Raw genomic sequence first — 19094 nt, forward strand, 5'->3', positions numbered from 1 at the left:
CTATCATGGCTCGGACGTCAAAAGACTCAACTCGGGTAATCATCATGAGCGCTGTAGCTGAACGCATCCTCCGTGTACTGGAAGAGCTCGCCAGTACGCCAGAAGGCAAAACGCTTTCAGAACTCTCCGCCAAGCTCGATTTGCCGGTGAGCGCTACGCATCGTCTTCTTGCCGATCTGGTTGAGCAAGGTTACGTGCGCAAGGACGAACGGCGCGGCGAATTTTCGCTGACCATGAAACTTCCTTCGCTGGGACTGCGATTTCTCAGCGCAGGCGGGGTCGTTGACGTCGCCCAACCCATCCTGGAACGACTTGCGGCTACCTCAGGCGAGTTGGTTCGGCTTGCGATCGTCGATGGCGAGCAGTTGATTTACGTTGCCAAGGCGCAAGGCGCGCGACAAGGTATCCGCTACGACCCGGAGATGGGTCGTGCGGTGACTCTTTCATGCAGTGCGGCAGGAATGATCTGGCTCGCTGGCAAAAGCGATGAAGACGCGATTCGGCTTGTGTCTAATCAGGGCTTTGGCATGCCGTCAGACTTTGGTCCGCTTGCGCCGACCACGTTCAAAGCTCTACTGCCAATGATCGAGCTTGCGCGCAAAAATGGCTACGCAACGACTCAAGACATGTTTCTACCGGCGATGAGTTCTATGGCTGCGCCTGTGCATCTGAGCAATGGCGAAGTGCGCGCAATTCTGATCATCGCGGGACCGATGTCACGGTTGACCGAAGAGAGAATGCAAGAGCTAGCTCCGGCGCTCATCGCGACCGCAACAGAATTGTCCGATGCAAGCGGAGTGTCGCCCATGCTTAAGCAGGCGCTGCAAGGCGCCAGCCGCACGGCAAGCGCTGAGCATTAGGCCAGGGCGTCCATTGCCGGACGTTATCCGTTGGTGACTTGATGTAGTGACATGGCGAATTGAAATTCGCCCATGCTTCAGACCTGATATTTAGTAGTAGAAATCAAAATTATCGATTGACGCAAGAGCCGCACGGACTCTTTTAAAGACAGCAGGAGACACGCATGAACCATGTTTCAGAGCAACCCACCTCACATTCCATGGCGAATAGGGCCGTGAGCGCCGCCACGTTTGGCACCGCGCTTGAATGGTTTGACTTTACGCTCTACGGATCAGTCGCAGCCACGGTATTGCCAAAGTTGTTCTTCCCGGCGATGGATTCGAGTTCTGCCATGCTTGCCTCGTTGGCAACTTTCAGTGTCGGACTGGCCGCGCGCCCACTCGGTGCGATCATCTGCGGATACTTTGGCGACAAGATTGGACGTCGCAATCTCATGCTCGGCACGGTGTCGGTGATGGGTCTCACGTCGGTACTGATGGGTTTGCTGCCCACGTACGCACAGATTGGCGTTTATGCGCCTCTGCTGCTGGTCATTCTTCGCATTGTTCAGGGTTTCGCACTTGGCGGCGAATCTACCGGTGGCCAACTGATGGCGCTAGAGCATGCTCCGGCAGACCGGCGAGGCAAATACTCCGGTCTGATCGGCATGTGCGCTCCGCTGAGCCAGATAGTTGCCAACGCGGTGCTTCTGCTGCTTTCTTCGACGATGAGCGCGGGGGCCTTCATCAGCTATGGCTGGCGAATTCCGTTTGTACTGAGCTTCGTGCTGGTGTTCGTCGGCATTTACATCCGGCTGCGCGTTGCGGAGACTCCGGCTTTCGTCAAGATGCAGCAGTCCGCTGTTGCCAAGGTCGGAAGTCCTCTAAGGGATGCGTTCCGCCTTCACTACAAGACGATCATCCGCATGATGCTGTTCTTCTGCGGACCGACTGCGCTTTTCTACCTGGCGGTCGTGTTTACCTTGAGCTATCTGACGAATACGCTTGGCGTGCCTAAGCAGACCGGCTTCACGTTGCTGATGATCGCCAATGCGTGCGCCATCGCAGGTTCGATCTTTGGTGGTTTGCTGAGTGACCGGATTGGCCGTAAGCGCGCCTTGCTGTTCGCGTCCGCCGCGACCTTCGTGATCATGCTTTTCTATTTTCAGGTGCTGGCTACTCGAAGCTTCGTACCGATGGCGATAGCCATGGGGCTTTTCATGGCGTTCACGCAAGTCCAGACAGGGATTCAGCCGGTCGCATTCGCTGAGGCGTTTCCAACCAATGTTCGCTATTCCGGTTCGGCCCTCGCTTTTACCGGTGCAAGCCTGTTCGCCGGTGGGCCGATTCCGGTGGTCGCCGCGTGGCTGATACACCTTGGCAACGGGTCCCCGTGGCCGCTCGTCGCATTGGTTGGAGCACTCAATATCCTTTCGTTCTGCATGATTGCCATCGGACCGGAGACTGCGGGCATCGACATGAACCGCCTCGACTCGGCGGCCGAAATCACCGGTGAGCATCGACGTGTCTCCAGGCAAGCAACATATTGATCTCGCGCTTCGCGTTCGCTTTGCACTGTAAAGAGCAACTGCCTTTTAGCACTCGAAAGCAGATGGAGCAAACATAAATGGACAACACAAACACTGGCCTTCTCGCGATCTGGAGCACGATCGCGGCCGAGCCGGAAACTGACTACATGCACTGGCTCACCCGGGAGCACATTTTTGAACGGGTAGGCGTGCCCGGCTTTCGATCAGGGCGGGTCTTCAGGCGACGCAACAGCCGACCCTCGGAGTACATGATGCTGTATGAACTGGACGACGCGGACGTGATGGCGAGCTCCGGCTATCTGGAACGGTTGAATAATCCAACCGCGTGGACGCGCCGGATAATGCCGACGCTGCAGCATTTTCGCCGAGGCGGCGGCACTATTCTCGCTCAGGGGGCGAACTCGGCCGGACACGGCGGTCATCTCGCCATTGCACGATTTGAGGACGCATTGCCGGAATGCCTGAGGGCCCAACAAGGGCAGGCAATCGTCGATGCGCTTGCGAAAGGCGATTGGGTTGTGAACGCGCAGATCATGGTCGTGAAAAGCGAGGCGACAGCCATTGTCACGCAGGAAAAATCGATGCGGCAAAGTTCAGAAGGTGAATTCGCAGGACTATTTCTCGTGGAGTCGCTCGATAACGGCTCGCTTGACCGGGCGATGATGCAGGCGAGCAAGGCAGCCGGGATCAATCCCGATTTGTTCGATTCATATGACCTCGTCTTTGTCTGCTATTCCAGGTAGGCGAGTGCTTCCGGCGGCGCTGCGCGCGCCCTCGGCGCGCGCTCGTCATCTTGGGCCAGGCGCTTAATCAAGCGTCGGCCGCCTCGTCCGTTAGATGTCGCTGTGCTTTACATTTCGCACCTAGAATCGCGTGCGAATTCCTATTCCCGCGTTCTCGCCGGACGACAGGCCGGCGAAATGGTCGTACAGGTACACGGCGTAGAGATCCGTGCGCTTGGACAGCGGGTAGTCGTATCCCAGCGTTGCAGTCTGGCGGCTCTGATTGAGTCCGCCGGAATCGCGTGAATACGCGTAAGACGCGAGAATTCTGCTTGTTCCGATCGGTATGCTTAGGCCGCCCTCGAACATGTTGACGTGGAATCCCCTGTTGAGTACGTCGTTGTTCGTATAGGTGTATTCGCCGTAAAGCTTCGCAAACGAAAATTCATAAGAAGCCGCAAGCTGGCTCGCGCTCTGGCTGTGGAAACCCGCGAGTAAGGAGTTCAGGTCGCCTGCCGTTGAGTTGAAGTTCGCGTATTGATAGACGGCCCCGGCGGCAAAAGGCCCGCTCCGATAGGACGCCTGCACGGAATACTGCTTGCTGCCGTTCCCCGTGCCACTATTGCCGAACGCGTACATCGCGTGGCCAGTCAGTCCGTGCAGATCACTGCCCCTCATCTGCCGGTTATTCCGCTGCCTTGCGCACCGTATGCCGGGCAGTACGATGCTCCGCCATTGCTCGCCTCGCCAGCGTGCCCAACGTGCGCATCTCCTTTTCCACGTCCGCGGTCCACGGGCGGCCATAGTTAAGCCGGATATGACGGCGAAATTCACGACCGCATGAAAAGATTGCACCGGGTGCTATCGCGATCTCGTGCGCTTCCGCCATTTCGAACAATCGCACTGCCTCTACTCCCTCTGGAAGCTGCACCCATAGAAAGAATCCGCCCGGCGGACGGACCACCAGTGTTCCTTTGGGAAAGTACCTGACGATCGCAGCCACCATCCGGGTCTGAAGGGACGCGAGTTCGCGGCGCAGTTTACGTAGAAGTTGGTCGTAGTCCCCATGCTCGAGGTAGTCAGCAATGGCACATTGCACCGGCACAGACGCCGGACCCATCGTCAGCCAACGTGCCTGCTCAATTCTCGCGGCGTACCGCCCGGCCGCTACCCAACCGAGGCGCAGACCCGGCGTAAGGCTCTTCGAAAACGAACCGCAGTGCAGCACGAGACCGTTGGAATCGAAGCGCTTTGCCGGATAGGCCGGCGTTAAACCAAAATGCAGTTCGCGAAATACGTCGTCCTCGATTAGCGGCACGCCATGTTTTGCCAGCAACCTGACGAGCGCCTCCTTCCGTTCATCAGAGAGCGTCGCGCCTGTCGGCTGGTGCAGCGTCGTCATAAACCAGCAAGCCCGTACCGGATGCTGCCGCAACGCCTCCGCCAATACACCGAGATCGAGCCCATGGTGTGGATCGACAGGAATTTCCACGACCTTCAGATGCAGTCGCTTAACCGCATCTTGCACAGCATGGAAAGCGGGCCGTTCTATTGCGATGGTGTCGCCAGGCCGCGTCAGAACCTGCAGGCAGAGAGTCAGTGCATCGAGCGCCCCACACGTCACGACAACCTCGTCGATAGGGACCGTCACTCCCGTGACAATGTAGCGCAGGGCGATCTGGCGACGCAGCTCTGTCTCCGCCTTTCCCGCCGACAACGTGTTCCGGGAACTCGCCATCCTCCGGGTGGCCGCAGTCAAAGAGCGCGAAATCCGGCCAAACGGGAACAGCAGAGCACTTGGCTCCGACGAGCCAAGCCCCGGATACGCACATCGACGTTGAGCCTTCATGAAGCGGATCGTCAGGCTGTCGCCGTCAGCCTCGTCAATACTGCGCTTTGAAACAATCGCCAGCGATTTCGTTGGCGCTGGCCGACTTGCGACGAAATAACCGGAGCGAGGTCTTGCGACGATCAGGGCACGTCGTTCGAGGGTGTAGTAAGCATGGAAAACGGTTGAAGAGCTCACGCGGTACGAACTGCTCGCCTGACGCACCGACGGGAGCCGCGCGCCGGGTTCAAGCGTACCGTTCAAAATAAGGCTTTCGAACTCCGCCGCCAGTTGCATATAGCGCTTCATTGATATGCCATGCTAATTAAATGGAGCTGTCCCGCCCTGCGCCGGTCGCGAGTGGAACGCTTCATTCAGAAATTTCGAACCCGCCAGCCGAGCAGGTTTGCGGTTCCCCCCGGCTTTGAGGAAGGGGCGTTGGCGGCCTCGAGAAATACCTTCAGTCGGCTGGCGCCGAGCGCGCGGCTATAGAAGAACCCTTGACCAAACTCGGCACGGCTCGCCCGCGCGACGTTGTGATGCGCCGAGTTCTCAATGCCTTCGACCACGACCACTGCGCCCATCTCATGGCCCATGTGCGTCAACGCACCGATCTGTCTGGATCGCTCATCGGGATCCATTCCGAGCACGTTCCGGTCGATCTTCACCATCTCAAAGGTCATCTCTTCCGGCAGTTCAATTGCGGCGTCAGTGGGACGCACGGCCGACAGGGCAAATCGCACTCCTCGATCACGCGCTTGCGCCATCATCGGGACGAGACGTTTTTTGAACTTCCTCGCGCTGCCCGCCTCGATCTTCAGGATTAGCGGTGGAAGACCGACGGAGCCAACTTCGTTAAGGTGCGCGATGAACGCCGAACTTACCAGGTAAGAAGCGGGCGCGGTAACGCCCAGATAGAGCGATTTCGGAGCACCGATTTCGCGCAACTCCTGTGCCGCACGCGACATGACGAATCGCGTCATCGGACCGATCAAACTACTGTTCTCAATGAACTCCATGTAGTGAGCCGGGCCCAGTGCGCCGTACTTCTGGTTGTCCCATCGCAACAACGCTTCGACGCCGACGCATCTGGCCCGCCTCACGCCAACGACGGGTTGGTACTCAAGATGGAATTCGCTGCGACGCAGCCCTGCACGCGCAGCTCGCAGGAGCGACTTGTCGTAGCGAAACCATCTCTTGAGCGCCCAGCCGACAACAACGACCAGAATCGCCCCAAGCATCGGCCACAATACAAAGCCCAGTAGGTCCCATGCCGAGGTGCGCTGCGTAGCAGTGGTCGCCGGGGCCCGCGCCGGGGCGAGCTTGTCGTCGCCTATCCGCGGCGAGATCGGCTGCGTTTCACAACTCCTACCCACCGAGCAGTCGAGGACCGACATCGCTGGTTGTTCTGGCGATTGCTCTGCCCCGTCGGCCCGTGACGTGAGACCGGCCACTGTGTCAGAAGCTGGAAAGCCGTTTCGTTCTGCCGCCGCCTGGTCGCCGATTTGCCACGGCACTTCCCTGAGAAGCGTCACAACGTTCGGCTTCGGACTGACGCTTGCAGCCTCGGTTCCCGAGGCAACATCACGCTCGTCCTTTAGCAAATCGCAGCTATCCGTCAATACAGGCATCGGGCCCGCATCCGGTCCGGCGAGGGCGGCGGGAGCAACGGGCAACTGCGCAATGGGCGCGCAGGCTGAGCCGAAGCGAATCGGGGGCGCTGGTGGACCGGCAAGCCAGTCCGTCAATTGTTGCCAGACGTTGCGCTCAATCGTAAGGATTGGACCAGAACTCGTATCGGCCGGACCGGCAAGAGCAAGCGAGGTGCATGTGCAGATGACCAGAACGACTGCCAACCCTCTTTCTGAGGCACGACGAAGCGCGCTGAAGGCACTGCGACTGATTGTTGATACCGGAAACGCGAATGCCATTGATCTATCGCTAAAGGAATTCAGCTTGAAGAGCGTTATCGGTCGGACCGCTATACGTTGACGAAACATCGACAGAAGTGGAACTGGTCTGCGCCGCACTTTGCCAGCGTGTGCGCCTCCGCAATAGAAGCAGATGGCAAAAGAAACGCCGTATCAGTTTGAAAAGTGGCTATCTTTTAGAGGTGGGGTAGGCATGCTGGCGGCGCTGTCCCGACGACTGCAATGGGTTGTCCTGCGAGGAGTACGCGTTGAAACGGTACGAGCGGTTAGCCGACCAGCTCAGCGAGCTCATCAGGCGCGGTGATCTGCCGTCCGGCGCGCGTATTCCTTCGGTTCGCGCGGCGTGCAAGGCGTGGGGCGTAAGCCCCACGACGGTATTTCACGCCTACTACCTGCTGGAAAATCGGGGCTTGATCACGGCGCGCCCGCGTTCAGGCTATTTCGTGTCTCCGGGCGCCATAGAATTACCGCCAGCGAGCCCCAGGACCCCGCTGGCGATCGACCCGAAGACCGTCAATGTCAGCGACCTTGTTTTCGAGGTCCTCAAGACGATCAGGCAGACCGAGACCGTCCCACTTGGGTCAGCGTTTTTGAGTCCTGCGCTGTTTCCGATGGCGCGCGTTGGAAAGTCATGCGCGACGGTCAATCGCTCTACGCACCTGGCCAGCATGGTTGACGGCCTGCCGCCGGGCTATGAAGGATTGCGCCAGCAGATTTCGTTGCGTTACCTGATGGCGGGGATGACGGTGTCCGTCGACGAGATAATCATTACAAGCGGTGCACTTGAAGCCTTGACGCTAAGCGCCCAGTTGCTCGCCGCGCCAGGCGATGTGATCGTGATCGAAAAGCCGACGTTTTATGCAACGCTGCAGGCTATCGAGCGGCTGAGGCTGAACGTAGTGGAGGTTCCGGTTGACCCGATGGAAGGGCATGATCTGAATGCGCTCGCTCAAGCGCTGCAGCAACATCCGGTTCGCGCATGCTGGTTCATGACCTCGTTCCACAATCCGATCGGCGTGACGCTGGACAACTCCAGGAAGCAGGCGCTAGTTGATCTGCTCGCCAGATACGACGTGCCGCTCATCGAAGATGACGTCTATAACGAGTTGCATTTCGGCCCGGACCCCGTGCGTCCGGCCAAATTCTTTGACCGGAAAGGTCTTGTCATCCATTGTGGATCGTTCGCGAAGTGTCTTGCACCCGGATATCGCATCGGCTGGGCTGCGGCCGGAACGTTCGCGGGTCGGCTTGAACGCGCGAAGTGGATGACCACGTTGTCGGCCAGCATGCCGGCGCAGCGCGCGATCGCCGACTATCTGGAGCACGGCGGCTATGAACGATTCCTGCACAAACTACGTCGCGAGTTGGCCCTTCAACAATCGCAAATGCTCGACGCGATTAGCCGGTATTTCCCGGCCAACACGACGGCGACAAAGTCTGACGGCGGCTATTTCACGTGGGTCGCGCTACCGGATCACGTAGACTCGATACAACTCTTCCAGGCTGCGCTCAGCAGTGGCATTAGTATCGCGCCCGGACCTATCTTCTCTGCGAACGGCGGCTTTCGACACTGTGTGCGTCTGAACTATGGATACCCGTGGTCGGCCCGACTCGATAAAGCGGTCGCGACACTGGGTGCCCTGTGCACCGATGAATCGCGTTGCGGCGCCACGCTGGCCGGTCCGGTTCAGCCGGGATGACACGGGCGCCGATCTCAACCTGGCACGCCGGCCAATGAATCGTGAGGCTCGTGCAACGCCTTTCGCGCGCCACTGCGCCAGGCATCCGCGAAGTTGGGAGCCATCTGACCGCGATAGAGCGCCGATGAGCGCGTCGACGAGGCGGCCTGAAATGCCAATCCAATTGAATCTTCTCAGCGAACGGCCTTGGGGCATGAAAAGGCAGCAAGCATTCTCGTCGCGGCGGGTCGTCAAGGCACGCAGGGTGAGCGCCCTCCCGTCAAACTGCGGCCTTCAACGATTGACGAGGGCTTCGCAATTCAGCGAAACGCGGGCGATGTCCTTGAGCGCGGCGCCGGTGTATGGAAATGCGCGCTGACGGCGGTGGGTAAGGTCAAATCCGCGCCGATCTACGCGGATCTGACATGCCGCAGCGGCGAATGCAGCTTCAGCGTCAGCTCGGTGCAGTCTTCCCTGAAGGCAGAGCCGACCTGGCCTGTTATGTGAAACGCGAGCCGCTGCCTCAAAGGTACGAATACAACCAAGCCGAGGCTCGATGCTTTAGGTGACATGCATCCCGCGCTCGAAACTGCTGGGGGTCATCGTGCCCGCCGCTTTCAGAAAAGCCGGCGGCTTCTGACATGCTCAGGCCGCGTCATTGACATGCCTATCGACGCTTTCGCGCGGCCAGACCGCTCCCAACTGCGCGGATGCTTCCTGCAAAAGCGTGTAGAAGGCGTCGTAACGCTCCGGCGGGATCCGTAAGACCGGTCCAGCAATGCTGATTGTCCCCACTACCGCCCCGCCAATCAGCGAACGCACGGTCACGGCCATAGCGACGACGCCTGGCTCCGCCTCCTCGACGACGAGACCATAGCCGCGCCGCCTCGTCAGTTCGAGCTCCGGTATCAATTGATCGACACTAGCGATCGCTTTCGATGTCCCTGCGCCGTTGGGCTTGCCAAGCCCGCCGCGCAGTGCGTGCCCAATTGCTTCGTCGTTTGACATTGCCGCCAGCCACGCCTTTCCGACCGATGTGGCATGCAATGCGATGGGACCATGCATGGACGGCGAATACATGAGACCAGGCGCCGCGCCCTGCGACGCAGCGAGCCACGCAAGTGTCCCTTCATTGACCACAGTCAGCCGGACTAGCTCGTGGCACTGGGCGGCGACCTCGTCGAGAATCGGCTGCACCAGGCCCGGCAGACCAAGCCCATGCAGGTACCGCTGACCGAGCAAAGAAAGCTTCAAGGTCAAGCGGTATTGGGATGTCTGTTCGTCCTGTTCAGCCCACCCCTGCTCGCACAACTGTGCAAGCACGCGATGGGCTGGACCTTTTTCCAGTTCGAGTTGAGCGGCGATGTCGGACATTCGCATCCAGCGCGCTTCGCGCGCCAGCAACTCGATCGCTTGAAGCGAACGATCAACTGCTCCCTTGACAACTCTCATAATGTAGGTAATATGGTTCTTAATGGAACGGTGTTACAACAATAAAGAACGGGCACCGAAAAGTCAATCCAAGCCGGAGACAAGTCATGAGTGGAAGCACCCAGATTGAGGCCCATCGTCAACGCCAGTCGAAGATAGCCGCGGCCAGCGGCTGGATTGGCTCTGCACTTGAATACTACGACTTCTTCATTTATGCGACCGCGGCGTCGTTGCTTTTCCCGCAGCTCTTCTTTCCTTCTCAGAATCCTACGGTGGCCATCATCGCATCCCTGGCGACTTTCGGTGTCGGCTATGTTGCCAGACCCATCGGCGCGATGGTGCTCGGTCATGTCGGCGACCGGCACGGCCGGAAGACGGTGCTGATCTTTTGCATGTTTTTAATGGGCATGTCTACGATGGGCGTGGGACTCCTGCCAACGTATCATCAGGTCGGCATCTGGGCTCCGTTGCTGCTCGTCATCCTCCGGCTCATTCAGGGATTCGCGGTCGCGGGAGAGGTCTCCGGCGCCAGCTCCATGATCCTCGAGCATGCACCGTTCGGCCGACGTGGTTACTTCGCGAGCTTTACCCTGCAAGGGGTGCAAGCCGGGCAGCTCCTGGCGGCAGCGGTCTTCTTGCCATTGGCGCATTTCTTACCGAAAGATCAATTTGCTTCCTGGGGATGGCGCATTCCGTTTCTCCTCAGCTTTGTCGTCATCATCATGGGGTACATCATTCGCCGCCAGGTTGAGGAAACTCCCGCGTTTCGCGAGGAGCAGGCTCATGGCGAGGTGCCTTCCTCACCGGTTGTCGAGGTCCTGCGACAAAGTTGGGACGATGTCTTGCGCGTCGTCTGCATGGCGCTCGTTGCGGTCATCGCGCTTCTTGCTACGGTGTTTGGCGCGGCGTATGCAGTCCAGCCGGCCTACGGTATCGGCTTTCCTGTTGGCGTCTTTCTCTGGATTCCGGTTCTCGGAAACATCTGCTCGGTCATACTGATTCCCATCGTCGGCAATCTCTCCGACAAAATCGGCCGCAGGCCGCCAGTTCTTGCCGGCGTGCTCAGCGCCGGGCTGCTCTCTTTCGGCTACCTGTACGCCATCAGCATCCACAATCTCTGGCTCACTATAATTCTCTCGGTGCTGATGTGGGGCATTGCCTACCAAGGCTTCAACGGGGTGTTTCCGAGCCTTTTCCCCGAACTATTCCGCACGCGGGTGCGCGTGACGGGAATGGCCATCGGACAAAACGTTGGGACGACGCTTGCGGCACTGACGCCCACACTCTTTGTAGCCGTCGCGCCCCCCGGCACCGCCAACATTCCGCTGAAGATCGGCTTTCTAACGTTCGGCATCTGTCTTATCGCCGCGTTCGCTGCATTCACTACGCGAGAGACATACCGGATCCGCCTTAACGATCTCGGCGACCGTGGTGCGGTGCCCGTCCCTAAAGCGGAGTACGAGCGCTTGCGCGGCGAAGCGATGGCCGGAAGGACCAGAACTGCCGATGCGCAGGATCTCGCAAAACAGCTTCGCTCGTAGGCTTTTACGACGGCTGTAATCGTTGCGACCACCGTGTTGGCGCAACAGCAGGAGCCAAGCCGAAGCGACGCGACGCGCCGGCGCGAACACATTGACGCTATACAGAGGGTATGCACATGCACAACGAAGACACTCCCCGTTACGACGGCCCACGCGAGCTCGCGCAATCTCTGAGCGCATTTGCGCGCATCAGCGCGGCCGAGGCGCCCTGGAACCAGGAAGGCCTGCGTGCCGATTCTGAGTACCGCGACCTCGGACTCGCCGCGGTAACGAACGGTCGCATTGGCGCCAAGCACATTCGCGCGCTGAAGCCGTTCACCGATCCTACTGGCTGGCACTGGCACGATATGACCGGGCACTACCTGTATGTGCTCCGCGGATCTGTGACGTTCCGTTTCGCCGGCGTAGAAGGCGACGTGACGCTCAAGGCCGGAGAAGGCCTGTCCCAGCCCGCCGGCGTGCCGCACAACGTCATGGGACGCTCCGACGACCTGGAGGTCATCGAGATCAACGAGCCCGCCCACTACGGGACCTGGGATCTTGACGTGCCGCCAGCGCCATGGAAGTGACGGCCATTACACCAATTCGTAATCGAAGTAGCCTGATCTGAAAACGCATGATCCATCCCGCCCTCAGTAAGTCCAATTTCCGAGCAGTCAGATAAGACTGCGCCCAACAGTCAACATCGAAGGCCACGCAGCAATGGATCCACATATCACAGGAACAACGCGACTTTATGGGTTGGTGGGCGATCCACTGACGGCCGCCAAGTCGCCGCAGCTGTTGAACCAGCTTTTTACTGAACAGCGCGTGGACGCAGTTTGCGTTCCGTTCTGGGTCAACGCCGCAAATCTGCCGGCCTTCGTCAGCGGTGCGCGAGCGATGGGCAATCTGTCCGGCATGCTGGTCACCATGCCTCATAAACAACGGATGCTCGCGCTTGTCGACGAACTTGATCCGACTGCCCGTCAGGTCGGGGCGCTCAACGTCATTCGCTGCGAACCGGATGGACGCTGGATTGGCGCGATATTCGACGGCGTTGGCTGCGTTCTTGGGATGCAGTGGGAAGGCAACCATCCGGCGAATAAGTCCGTGCTTCTCGTTGGCGCCGGAGGCGCCGGTAGCGCCATCGCATTTGCCGTCGCGGCTGCTGGCGCTAGCAACCTAACCATATCTGATGTCGATGAGGCCCGGGCTGGCGGCCTTGCGGCATCCGTCGCTGCCGAAACAGGATGCGACGCTCGTTCGGGGCCACCCGACCCGCAAGGATTCGAGATCGTGATCAATGCCACGCCGCTCGGCATGAAAGCAAACGATGCCATGCCGGTCGATCCGGAGCGGCTGGCGCACGGCGCCATTGTCGTCGACATCATCAATGCGGCCGAGCCGACGCCGCTTCGCCGAGCCGCGCAAGCGCGCGGTTGCCGCACCCAGGACGGCGGCCCGATGCATCGGGGGCAGGCCGTCTATGCCCTCAGGTTTCTGGGCTTCGATTACCGCCCCGATGGACGATCAACACCCGACGACGGCCCGCGATAAGCGCTGAGCAGGAATGCCTGACGGCAGAGTCAAGACATAAAAGGCAAGCGCCCGAAGCCGGCAGTCGTCACCCATTCGATTTCGAAGCATGAAGTGATTGAAAATTTTTAAAGGAGAATGCGTATGAGAGTCGCCTTGCTGGAGGTCAGCCATTGGCATGTCCCGCTCTATCTTGATGCGCTGGAGGCGCCGGGGATTGAAGTGGTCGCCGTGTCGGATGCAGAGCATGTCAAGGGAGAGGCTATTGCCGCACGCTTCGGCAGCAAGTTGTATTCGTCGGCCTATGAACTGCTGGAGCGCGAGGAAGTCGATTTCGCATTTGTGTTCGGGCGGCATTCCGAAATGCCGGCGCTCGCGGAGGCCGTGATCGCAAAAAAGATTCCGTTCGCGCTGGAGAAACCGTGCGGTATCAACATGTCGCAGGTCACCCGGCTTCGTGCACTGACCGAGGAAGCCAATCTTTATTGCGCAGTACCGTTGATCTTTCGAATGAGCGAATTACTGAGCTCACTCGAAGATGCCGAGGGGCGCATACCGTCGGATTTCAATTACATGTCCTTCCGTTTCATCGTGGGACCACCGAGTCGGTACGCAGCAGCAGGCGCCGGCTGGGCGCTCGACCCCGAGTATTCCGGAGGCGGATCGACGATCAACGTCGCTACTCATTTCATCGACTTGTTCAGATTGCTCACGGGCAAGGAGATCGCCCGAGTCTCCGCGACGATGAACTCAAGAACGCATCGGGGCGCGGTTGAGGACTATTCCCTGCTGACCATGCAGACCGAAGACGGCGTGATCGGCCTGGTGGAAACGGGATACAGCTTTCCCAGTACCGCCGACGAGCAGCGCGAATTCTCGTTCACTGTGGCATCCGATCGTATGTACGCGAAATCCGGCCCGGACCGGATCGAGATACGCGATAGAAACAATCTTTCCGCAGGCACGCGAAGCCGCCGCCTCCAGCTTGAAACTGACATCTACTACCCCTTGTTCGTCAAGCGGGTACTCGCCGAGTGCCGTACTGGCGCAAGGCCAATCGCGTCATTGCGCGATGCAGAGTTGATGATGCAGGTCATGGATGCGGCCTACGCATCGGCCAGGCAAGGGGGTGCGCTTCAAACTCTCGAGCCGATTCCCAAGTGACGGATTGCCCGGATCGCAAACTCATGCTGCAAACAAGTTATTGCAATGCGGGCAACTACCCATCGCCGAAGGAAGAGGACTGGATCGCGCGCGACTTCCGGCTTACAACTACGGCGACCCGGTGCTCGCGCAGCACAGGCTACTGACCGAGCACCTTCGAATTTGGCACCTGCACCTGCTGATCGGTAACTCGATGGGTGGTATGCACACATGGATCTGAAGTGTGCGGTATCCGGACTTCATGGATGCGCTCGTGCCAATGGCGTCGCAACCGACGGAGATGTCCAGCCGCAACTTGATGCTGCGCCGGATGCTCATCGAGATGGTCCGAAACGACCCGGCGTACCGGGACGGTCATTACGTCAGCCAGCCCAGTTCCTTGCACTTTTATAACGCCTTTTTTGCGCTGGCCACTCTGTGCGCTTACATGATTGCGCTAATTTGCCAAGGTACGAATTCGTTCTGTCCGTAACCATGCTGCTCACTGCGAGTACGATTCCCTGAAGCCACCTCTAGCAGCAATTCGAAAAGCACTCCGCCCAGTTGCTCGATCGTCGTTCTCCCTTCCAACACTTCTCCGCAGTTCAGATCCATATCGTCGGACTGTCGTTGCCAAAGTGCCGTGTTCGTCGCAAGCTTGACGGATGGCGTGGGCGCGCAGCCGTAAGCGGAACCACGTCCCGTCGTGAAGCAGATCAGGTTGGCACCGCCGGCCACCTGGCCCGTAGCCGACACCGGGTCGTAGCCCGGCGTGTCCATAAAAACGAGGCCGCGCGCCGTGACCGGCTGAGCATATTCGTACACCTCGGTCAGATTGGTCGAGCCGGCTTTCGCAATGCCTCCCAGCGATTTTTCAAGGACGGTCGTCAAGCCACCTGCCTTGTTGCCCGCCGACGGATTGTTGTTCATTTGCGCCCCATGTCGATTCGCGTAGGCTTCCCACCACCTGATGCGATCAAGCAGCTTTCGGCCCACCTCAGGCGTTGCGGCGCGGCGCGTTAGCAAGTGCTCCGCGCCATAGATTTCGGGCGTCTCAGAGAGAATGGCAGTGCCGCCGTGCCGCACGAGCAAGTCAACGGCTGCGCCTAGCACCGGATTCGCCGTAATACCCGAATACCCGTCCGAGCCTCCGCATTGAAGACCGACCGTGAGATGACTTGCGCTGACCGCCTCCCGCCGCACGTCGTTTGCTTCGGGCAACATGCGCCGAACCAGTTCGATACCCTTTGCAATCGTCGATGTAGTACCGCCGCTGTCCTGGATCGTGAACGTTCGCAAGCGGTCGTGCTCCCGAAGTCCCTGCGTCTCAAGTAATCGCGGGATCTGATTTGTTTCACATCCCAGACCGACGACCAGCACGCTCGCAAAGTTCGGATGGCATGCATAGCCGCCAATTGTGCGCTGCAGGATTGCGAGACCATCGCCCTCGGAGTCGATGGCGCAGCCGGAACCATGTGTAAGTGCAATCACGCCATCGACGTTCGGAAACTCAGCCAGTTCTTCGGGATGGATATCGCGGCGAAAATGATCAGCAATGGCCCGCGCAACCGTGGCTGAGCAATTCACCGAGGTGAGAATTCCGATGTAGTTGCGCGTGGCCACACGGCCGTCTGCGCGGACGATGCCCTGGAACGTTGCGGGCCGGTTCGAGGGTAGAGTCGGACGCGCTGCCTGCCCGAACGCGTAGTCGCGCGCAAAGTCGCCCATCGCGAGGTTGTGGGTGTGTACATGCTGCCCGGCGCGAATTGGCTGGCTTGCAAAGCCGATTACCTGGCCGTAGCGGTGCACCGCCTCACCCTGTCGGATGTCACGTGTCGCCACTTTGTGACCGGGCGGAATCAGTCCTGACACCGTCACCGCTTCTTTGTCGATCACCGTGCCGGACATAAGCTGTTCGAGCGCGATGACAACATCGTCGGCAGGATTGAGCCGTATGACACGAGCCGACGTCGACGGGGTGGATGGGGCGGACGTGTCGGCGATATTCAACGACATGGCACTACTCCTACGTTTCTCAGGGTGGAGGCCGGTCGCGCTTGGCCACGTGGCATTCGCGCGACGGGCAGTGAAGCGGTGATCGACGACGCTTGACCGCTTAGCCAGCGCTCCAGGGCGTTTTGCAGCGCGTGTACTCAAGTTGATAGAGCGTCGTGTCCGGTGTCGTTGCGCCGGGTTGGGGCAATGACGCGAGTCCCGAAACTAAACGGTCCACCGCTGAACGGACATAGTCTGCCCGGCACCCTTCGACTAACACGATCCATGTAGGTACCTGCGTGCCTTCTGAACGCGCCTTCTTCTCCGCCGTTTCCACCTTGCTGATCGCTTCGTCGGCAAGGCACAGATGCACGCCCGTGATACCCCGCAGATCCACGAGGGAAGGCAGCACGCCCTGACGCAAACCCTTCACGACGTCTGCCCTTGCATCCGAGGGCACGTCGAAGCGCACAGTCATGAGATAGCTACCCTGCCCTACACCGTCCGAATAGGCGACGTGACAGATCGAGCGCGCGACGCTGCGAAACGAGGCGACCACCTGCCGGGTCCACGGCGTCGGCGTATTGAGTCGAGAAAGGTAGTCTTGCGCGCCAAGAACCTCGACCGTGTCGGCCTCGTAAAGATTGAAGTACTCAGGACCCGCATCCAGTGCTATGAAACGCCGACCGCGCCTGAACCCGGGGATCCCGGCGCGTTCGGGCATGTGCTCACGGTTGTGCCACTCGTAGAATTCATCCTTCGCTTCCGGCAGCAGGTCATGCCAGATTGCAACGACGCCAGTTCCAGCAAGGCTCATATCTCCTCCCTTTAACAAATCGAATAGTCTTATGCCGAGGGATACTCGCCACGGCCCCAGGCCGCGCCGAGTGTATCTACGTACTGCACAACCTTTTGTGACTGCTCGCCGAGTCCGCTGCCCCCGAGCGTCATCGTGTCGCCTGCTTTAAGGAAAACTGGCGGTTTCTGACCGAGGCCTACGCCAGGAGGCGTGCCCGTAATAATCACGTCGCCCGCCATCAAAGGCATGAAGCGGCTGAGATACGCCACGATATGCGCAATATTGAAGATCATGGTCCGTGTGTTGCCGGTCTGACGACGCGTGCCGTTGACGTCGAGCCACAGGTCCAGAACCTGCGGGTCGGGAATTTCATCACGCGTGACAAGCCACGGTCCAAGCGGAGCGAACGAGAATCCGCTTTTACCCTTGGTCCACTGGCCTTCGCGTTCGAGCTGATACGCGCGTTCGGAAACATCATTCGCAAGGCAGTAGCCCGCCACATGTTCTAGCGCGTCTGCTTCGTCGATCTGCCAGGCGGGTTTACCGATCACCACGCCGAGTTCGACCTCCCAATCCAGCTTTTGCGCATCTGCGGGCAAGATGACCGGGTCGTTCGGACCGCTAATCGAGCCCGTATGCTTGTTGAACACCACAGGTTCGCGTGGTATCGGCGTGTCGGTTTCAGCAGCATGATCGGAGTAGTTCAGACCAATGCACACTAGATTACGGACGTTGCCGACGCAGGCGCCGAGACGCGTGCCCGCCTCAACGAGGGGTAGACGATCTAAATCGAGTTCGCCCAGCTTTGCAAGGGCGACCGGCGAGACAGTCGTTCCATCGATGTCGCTCACGATGCCGCTCAGATCGCGGATCGCGCCGCTCGAATCGATGATACCGGGGTGCTCCTGGCCAGGCAGGCCGAAACGGACGAGACGCATATAAATGCTCCTATCAGGACAAAAAAGTAATCGGAAATGTGCCGAGGTTGCCGAAGCCAACACGCAGTTCACAGCCGATTGGCAATTGCAGCACACCGGCGTAAGAGCCGGTGATAACAGCCTGGCCCGCAAGCAGTCCGAGGCCGCGGACACGAAGGAAATTGCTGAGCCACACGATCGGCGCCAGCAAGCTGCGATCAGGATGGCGGCCAGCGAACGTGACTGCTTCTGCCCCGACACTGGCCAGACTGATGTCCAATTCGACGGGGAGATCGGCCAGCGTCGCGCCTTCGATCGAATTAACGCGGGGTCCAATGACAAGGCCCGCATTGAACAGGCCGTCTGCCAATAATTCAGGGAACGTCAGCGTTTCGGGGTGCGAATACCGACTGCCTAGCAATTCAAGCGCGAGGTGCGTGTGCCCAAGAGCGTCGAGCACTTCGGCTTCGCTATAGGCTTCGCGTCGTGGGGGCAGGTCGCGGTTCAGCAGACAGGCCAGTTCGGGCTCTGCCCTCATAAAGGCACGCGAAGGCCCCGTCGTGCGACAAACGTCACCTCGACGGATATCAGCGTCATAGATCGGCGCGGCAATGACTTTGCCCGGCTGAGGAAGCGCGCATTTCCATGCGCCGATCCTCTGACCCAGCTGGTAGCTGACCTCTTGCTGGATGGCAAAACCGTCGTCCACATCCGCAGGCAACAGTTCGACAGGTAGCCGCTCGACGAGCTCGCTTTTTTGGCGCGCTGTCACAAGAATGCGTGCTGCCTCTGCGCGCGGACTGGCGATAGCCTTGGCGGCCTGTGTTGCAGCTGGCGCGTTCATGCCGCCCTACCTTTGTCAGTGCTGTTTCGACAGTGCCTGACAGAATGAACCCGCTCCCGGCACTGCGCTGCCACCGCGTCTAGGATCGGCTGCGCCAGCCCCGGCAAGCCGAGCCCACGCAAGTACCGCTGACCGAGCTCGGAAAGCTCCAAGGTCAGACGATATTGCGACGTGTCTTTGCCCTGTTCCGCCCAGCCCTGCTCGCACAGCAGCGCAAGCACTCGATGGGTTGGGCCGTTCTCCAGTTCGCGTTCAGCGCCGACGTTGGACATGCCTATCCCACGTGCTTCACGTGCGAACAACTCGATGACTTGCAGTGAACGGTCAACTGCGCCCTTGACAACTCTCATAGTGTTG

At 59.5% G+C, this 19094-nt stretch carries 18 protein-coding genes; 9 read left to right on the forward strand and 9 right to left on the reverse strand.

What is annotated here, in order from left to right:
- Window positions 1-44 precede the first annotated feature (44 nt).
- The 3 genes from BPHYT_RS28665 (at window position 45) to BPHYT_RS28675 (ending at window position 3132) form a co-directional block, all read left to right on the forward strand.
- Complete coding sequence (locus tag BPHYT_RS28665; RefSeq protein ID WP_012427629.1) at window positions 45-860, forward strand: IclR family transcriptional regulator; 816 nt, start codon at window positions 45-47, stop codon at window positions 858-860.
- 164 nt (window positions 861-1024) lie between these two features.
- The gene (locus BPHYT_RS28670) at window positions 1025-2389 is read left to right on the forward strand and encodes an MFS transporter (RefSeq protein WP_012427630.1); all 1365 of its coding nucleotides are present in this window, start codon (window positions 1025-1027) and stop codon (window positions 2387-2389) included.
- A 77-nt stretch (window positions 2390-2466) separates the two neighbouring features.
- On the forward strand, window positions 2467-3132 hold the full coding sequence (locus tag BPHYT_RS28675; RefSeq protein ID WP_012427631.1) for a hypothetical protein: 666 nt from the start codon (window positions 2467-2469) through the stop codon (window positions 3130-3132).
- Between the two features lie 120 nt (window positions 3133-3252).
- Here the strand turns inward: BPHYT_RS28675 and BPHYT_RS28680 are convergent, their stop codons facing one another.
- From BPHYT_RS28680 to BPHYT_RS28690, 3 genes are all read right to left on the reverse strand, one after another.
- Window positions 3253-3915: a porin gene (locus BPHYT_RS28680; RefSeq protein WP_148225159.1), complete on the reverse strand. Its 663-nt coding sequence runs from the start codon at window positions 3913-3915 to the stop codon at window positions 3253-3255.
- Complete coding sequence (locus tag BPHYT_RS28685) at window positions 3797-5248, reverse strand: aminotransferase-like domain-containing protein (RefSeq protein WP_012427632.1); 1452 nt, start codon at window positions 5246-5248, stop codon at window positions 3797-3799. The genes BPHYT_RS28680 and BPHYT_RS28685 overlap by 119 nt, the downstream gene beginning before the upstream one ends.
- Window positions 5249-5313: 65 nt before the next feature.
- Window positions 5314-6870, reverse strand: coding sequence for an EAL domain-containing protein (locus BPHYT_RS28690; RefSeq protein WP_012427633.1), 1557 nt, complete (start codon window positions 6868-6870; stop codon window positions 5314-5316).
- Between the two features lie 248 nt (window positions 6871-7118).
- Here BPHYT_RS28690 and BPHYT_RS28695 point away from each other — a divergent pair, with 248 nt between their 5' ends.
- Together BPHYT_RS28695 and BPHYT_RS28700 are read left to right on the forward strand one after the other, a co-directional pair.
- On the forward strand, window positions 7119-8570 hold the full coding sequence (locus tag BPHYT_RS28695; RefSeq protein WP_012427634.1) for an aminotransferase-like domain-containing protein: 1452 nt from the start codon (window positions 7119-7121) through the stop codon (window positions 8568-8570).
- A gap of 186 nt (window positions 8571-8756) precedes the next feature.
- Window positions 8757-9056: a hypothetical protein gene (locus BPHYT_RS28700; RefSeq protein WP_049869330.1), complete on the forward strand. Its 300-nt coding sequence runs from the start codon at window positions 8757-8759 to the stop codon at window positions 9054-9056.
- 138 nt (window positions 9057-9194) lie between these two features.
- Here the strand turns inward: BPHYT_RS28700 and BPHYT_RS28705 are convergent, their stop codons facing one another.
- A complete protein-coding gene (locus BPHYT_RS28705; protein WP_012427635.1) occupies window positions 9195-10001 on the reverse strand; it encodes an IclR family transcriptional regulator in 807 nt (268 codons plus the stop codon).
- An 86-nt stretch (window positions 10002-10087) separates the two neighbouring features.
- On the opposite strand from BPHYT_RS28705, the gene BPHYT_RS28710 reads away from it, so the two are divergent.
- From BPHYT_RS28710 to BPHYT_RS28725, 4 genes are all read left to right on the forward strand, one after another.
- Complete coding sequence (locus BPHYT_RS28710; RefSeq protein WP_012427636.1) at window positions 10088-11521, forward strand: MFS transporter; 1434 nt, start codon at window positions 10088-10090, stop codon at window positions 11519-11521.
- Window positions 11522-11637: 116 nt separating this feature from the next.
- Window positions 11638-12090: a cupin domain-containing protein gene (locus BPHYT_RS28715; protein WP_012427637.1), complete on the forward strand. Its 453-nt coding sequence runs from the start codon at window positions 11638-11640 to the stop codon at window positions 12088-12090.
- Between the two features lie 133 nt (window positions 12091-12223).
- Window positions 12224-13060, forward strand: coding sequence for a shikimate dehydrogenase family protein (locus BPHYT_RS28720; RefSeq protein WP_012427638.1), 837 nt, complete (start codon window positions 12224-12226; stop codon window positions 13058-13060).
- A gap of 123 nt (window positions 13061-13183) precedes the next feature.
- Window positions 13184-14203, forward strand: a complete 1020-nt coding sequence (locus BPHYT_RS28725; RefSeq protein ID WP_012427639.1) for a Gfo/Idh/MocA family protein — start codon at window positions 13184-13186, stop codon at window positions 14201-14203.
- Between the two features lie 423 nt (window positions 14204-14626).
- Here BPHYT_RS28725 and BPHYT_RS28730 read toward each other — a convergent pair whose 3' ends face one another.
- The 5 genes from BPHYT_RS28730 to BPHYT_RS28750 form a co-directional block, all read right to left on the reverse strand.
- Window positions 14627-16198 (reverse strand): UxaA family hydrolase, encoded by a 1572-nt coding sequence (locus BPHYT_RS28730; protein WP_012427640.1) that lies wholly within the window; start codon window positions 16196-16198, stop codon window positions 14627-14629.
- A gap of 100 nt (window positions 16199-16298) precedes the next feature.
- Window positions 16299-16994, reverse strand: a complete 696-nt coding sequence (locus BPHYT_RS28735; RefSeq protein ID WP_012427641.1) for a hypothetical protein — start codon at window positions 16992-16994, stop codon at window positions 16299-16301.
- 29 nt (window positions 16995-17023) lie between these two features.
- On the reverse strand, window positions 17024-17914 hold the full coding sequence (locus BPHYT_RS28740; protein WP_012427642.1) for a fumarylacetoacetate hydrolase family protein: 891 nt from the start codon (window positions 17912-17914) through the stop codon (window positions 17024-17026).
- 13 nt (window positions 17915-17927) lie between these two features.
- Window positions 17928-18737, reverse strand: coding sequence for a 2-keto-4-pentenoate hydratase (locus tag BPHYT_RS28745; protein ID WP_012427643.1), 810 nt, complete (start codon window positions 18735-18737; stop codon window positions 17928-17930).
- Window positions 18734-19087: a helix-turn-helix domain-containing protein gene (locus BPHYT_RS28750; RefSeq protein ID WP_012427644.1), complete on the reverse strand. Its 354-nt coding sequence runs from the start codon at window positions 19085-19087 to the stop codon at window positions 18734-18736. Before BPHYT_RS28750 ends, BPHYT_RS28745 begins: the two co-directional genes overlap by 4 nt.
- Window positions 19088-19094 lie beyond the last annotated feature (7 nt).

It is taken from the genome of Paraburkholderia phytofirmans PsJN (assembly GCF_000020125.1).
Lineage (GTDB): Bacteria > Pseudomonadota > Gammaproteobacteria > Burkholderiales > Burkholderiaceae > Paraburkholderia > Paraburkholderia phytofirmans.